Origin of the sequence: Actinokineospora auranticolor, from assembly GCF_002934265.1 — a bacterium.
GTDB classification, from domain to species: Bacteria; Actinomycetota; Actinomycetes; order Mycobacteriales; family Pseudonocardiaceae; genus Actinokineospora; species Actinokineospora auranticolor.
Genome location: NZ_PTIX01000055.1, coordinates 1 through 3,040, shown reverse-complemented (window position 1 = coordinate 3,040; position 3,040 = coordinate 1). Strand labels below are relative to the sequence as shown.

5 protein-coding genes are annotated in these 3,040 nt (G+C 73.1%); 3 read left to right on the top strand and 2 right to left on the bottom strand.

Annotated features, from left to right (window positions below):
- Positions 1–181 precede the first annotated feature (181 nt).
- Complete coding sequence (locus CLV40_RS36920) at positions 182–565, bottom strand: VOC family protein (RefSeq protein ID WP_104483683.1); 384 nt, start codon at positions 563–565, stop codon at positions 182–184.
- A 45-nt stretch (positions 566–610) separates the two neighbouring features.
- Between CLV40_RS36920 and CLV40_RS36915 the strand changes: the two genes are divergently transcribed.
- Positions 611–1,201, top strand: a complete 591-nt coding sequence (locus CLV40_RS36915; RefSeq protein ID WP_146108424.1) for a hypothetical protein — start codon at positions 611–613, stop codon at positions 1,199–1,201.
- Here the strand turns inward: CLV40_RS36915 and CLV40_RS36910 are convergent.
- Entirely contained in the window at positions 1,198–1,413 is a 216-nt protein-coding gene (locus tag CLV40_RS36910; protein WP_104483681.1) for a hypothetical protein, read from the bottom strand. The genes CLV40_RS36915 and CLV40_RS36910 overlap by 4 nt on opposite strands.
- A 143-nt stretch (positions 1,414–1,556) precedes the next feature.
- On the opposite strand from CLV40_RS36910, the gene coaE reads away from it, so the two are divergent.
- Both coaE and CLV40_RS40660 read left to right on the top strand, forming a co-directional pair.
- Positions 1,557–2,732: a dephospho-CoA kinase gene (gene coaE / locus CLV40_RS36905; RefSeq protein WP_104483680.1), complete on the top strand. Its 1,176-nt coding sequence runs from the start codon at positions 1,557–1,559 to the stop codon at positions 2,730–2,732.
- 136 nt (positions 2,733–2,868) lie between these two features.
- A partial coding sequence (locus CLV40_RS40660; RefSeq protein WP_342752298.1) for a transposase domain-containing protein occupies positions 2,869–3,040 on the top strand: 172 nt, incomplete at its 3' end.

Below are 3,040 nucleotides of genomic sequence, written 5' to 3'. Positions count from 1 at the left end.
CACCGGAGCTACCCGCGGGTGATCAAACGGAAAATGAGCAACTTCCCGGTCAAACGCGCACGACACCGACAACAACTCCGAAACAGCCGACCACCCCACTCGAACATCACCCTCACCCCGCCCAGCACGACCCGACACCGCCGCCGACCAGCCGAAACCACCTAACCGACCGGCATTGGGACTAGGCGGGCTCGATCAGGTCCCACCGGTTCCCGTACAGGTCTCGGAACACCGCCACCACCCCGTACGGCTCCGGACGCGGCTCCTCCTCGAACACCACCCCCGCCGCCCGCATCCGGGCGTGGTCGCGCGCGAACGAGTCCGTCTCCAGGAACCACCCCACCCGGCCGCCCGTCTGCCGTCCCACCGCCGCCTCCTGCTCCGCGCCCACCGCCCGCGCCAACAGCAACGCCGCTCCACCACCAGGCGGCGCCACCACCACCCACCGCTTTCCGTCGCCCAGGTCGTGGTCCCGGACCACCGTGAACCCGAGCGCCCCCACGAAGAACCCCAGCGCCTCGTCGTACGAGCGCACCACCAGCGTGACCATTCCCAGTGACGCCACCGCTTCCGCCTTCCTCCTCGGCCCCGCCCGATCTACCGTGTGGCGATGCGCGTCATCCTGCCCGTGGGGCTCGCAGCGGTCCTCGTGGCCGGGTGCACCTCCACGCCGCCCGCCCAACCACCGCCGAGCAACGCCGCGCTGCCGGTGTTCACCACTACGACCGCCCCGGCGCCCCGTGGTGAGCGGACGGTGCCCGATTCGTGCGGCAAGGTCCTCACCCGTGACGACCTCGACCGGACCCTCGACTCCGTGGTCACCGGGCGCACCGAGGCCGTCGTCGGCGTGGCGCTCCAGAGCATCGGTCGCACCGGTCGCATCGACTGCTACTACGGCGTCCCCGAGGGACAACCCAACTCCGCCGCCGTGCTCACCGTCGGGCTGGCGGGCTATGTGGACTCCTCGTCCGCCCTCAAGCGCGTTCGGGAGACCGTCGACGCCGAACGCGACAAGGGGACCGCGCCCGTCGAGGTGGCCGTGGGCGCGGACAAGGGATTCCTGCTCGACGGGACGACCCGCTCGCTCGTCGTCGCGCACGGGAAGGTGACCGTCTCGATCACGGCGACCGCCGCGCTCGTTCCGGCAGACCGGGCCGCCGACGTGCTCGGGGCGCTCGCCGACCGGGCGCTGCGCGGCTAGGCGGCGCGCTCCGAGGGGGCCCAGACCCGCTCCAGCGCGGCCTCGGCGGCGCGCCAGCGCAGACCGGCCAGGCTGTGCCGGGCGGGCACCACGATCGTCGACCACCAGTTCCGGCGGAGTTCGGCGAGGGCGGCGGCGACGGGGCGGTGCTCGACGCAGTGCACCAGCCCCGGCGTGCCGAGCCGGTGCCTTCCGTGACTCGTCTCGTGCATCAGTTCCTCCGCAAGGGTGACCTTCGCTGGACCCACCGTAACCGGCTCACGTGCGAAAACGCCGGAAGTGGTCGGCGTGTCCCGGTCCGCTACCGGCGACTCCCGGCACGGGTGCCCGGGGTCGCCTGGAAGAATGCGGCCCCATGCTGCGCGTCGGCCTCACAGGCGGGATCGGGTCAGGCAAGTCCACGGTCGCCACGAGACTGGCCGAGCGGGGGGCGGTGGTCATCGACTCCGACCGCGTCGCCCGCGAGGTCGTCGCCCGGGGCACCGACGGGCTGGCCGACGTCGTCGCCGCGTTCGGACCGGACGTCCGCACCGCGGAGGGCGACCTCGACCGCCCGGCCCTGGCGTCCATTGTGTTCTCCGACGAGACCGCCCGGCAGCGGCTCAACGCGATCGTGCACCCCCGGGTCCGCGACCGCGCCGCCGAACTCGCCGCCGCGGCGCCCGCCGACGCCGTAGTGGTGCAGGACGTGCCGCTGCTGGTGGAGAACGGGATGGCGCCGCTCTACCACCTGGTGGTCGTCGTCGACACCCCCGTCGACGTGCGGGTGCGCAGGCTGGTCGAGCACCGGGGCATGGCCGAGGCGGACGCGCGCGCCCGGATCGCCGCGCAGGCCACCGAGTGCGCGCGCCGGGCGGTCGCCGACGTCTGGCTCGACAACGGCGGCGCCCCGGAGCGGACCGCCGAGGCCGTCGACGCGCTGTGGGACGGGCGGCTGCTGCCGTTCGAGGCGAACGTCCGACTGCGACGCCACACCGACCGCGGCGCCCCCACCCTGGTCGACTACGACCTCACCTGGCCGTCCCAGGCGGAACGGGTGCTCGGCAGGCTGCGGCTCGCGGTGGGCGACAAGGCGGTCCGCGTCGACCACGTCGGGTCCACGTCGGTGCCGGGGCTGGCCGCCAAGGACGTGCTCGACTTCCAGGTCACCGTCCCCACCTTGGACGACTCGCTCGACGAGCCGCTGGCCGCCGCGGGCTTCCCGCGCGTACCGGGTTTCGACCGCGACTCCCCGCACCCGCCCGGCGGCCCGGAAACCCCCAAGCGCACCCACGCCTCGGCCGACCCGGCCCGCTGGGCCAACGTGCACGTCCGCGCCGCGGACTCCCCGTTCGCCCGCTACACCCTGCTGTTCCCGGCCTGGCTGCGCGCCGACGAGGCCGCTCGCGCCGAGTACGCCGCCCTCAAGCGCGGCCTGGTCGGCGGCGCCGACACCATCCCCGAGTACGGCACGGACAAGGAACCCTGGTTCGACCGCGCCATCCCCCGCGCCACCGCCTGGGCCGCCGCCACGGGCTGGACGCCCGCCTGAGCGGCGGTGGGGCGCGCTCCCTCTCGCACCCCACCGCCCGGTCTCAGCAACTGTTCTTGCTGCGGACCACGTCACCGGCCTTGTGGGTCTTGCCGCAATGCCGGTCGGTTAGGTCATGGCGGGGCTGTAGCCTGCTGTGGTGGATCTTGGGTTGGGTGTGCGCGAGGGCGGCGGTCTGGCCGACCGGGCTGCGGTTGGTGTGCTGACTCGGATGTTTCCGGTGGAGTTGGTCGATCGGGTCATTGACCAGTATTGGCGTCGGGAACAGCGGACCCGCGCATTGCCTGCTCGGTTGGTCTTCTATTTCA

Coding starts and splice junctions, on each gene's coding strand:
- CLV40_RS36915 (WP_146108424.1), top strand. CDS start 611: ATGCGCGTCATCCTGCCCGTGGGGCTCGCAGCGGTCCTCGTGGCCGGG.
- CLV40_RS36910 (WP_104483681.1), bottom strand. CDS start 1,413: ATGCACGAGACGAGTCACGGAAGGCACCGGCTCGGCACGCCGGGGCTG.
- coaE (WP_104483680.1), top strand. CDS start 1,557: ATGCTGCGCGTCGGCCTCACAGGCGGGATCGGGTCAGGCAAGTCCACG.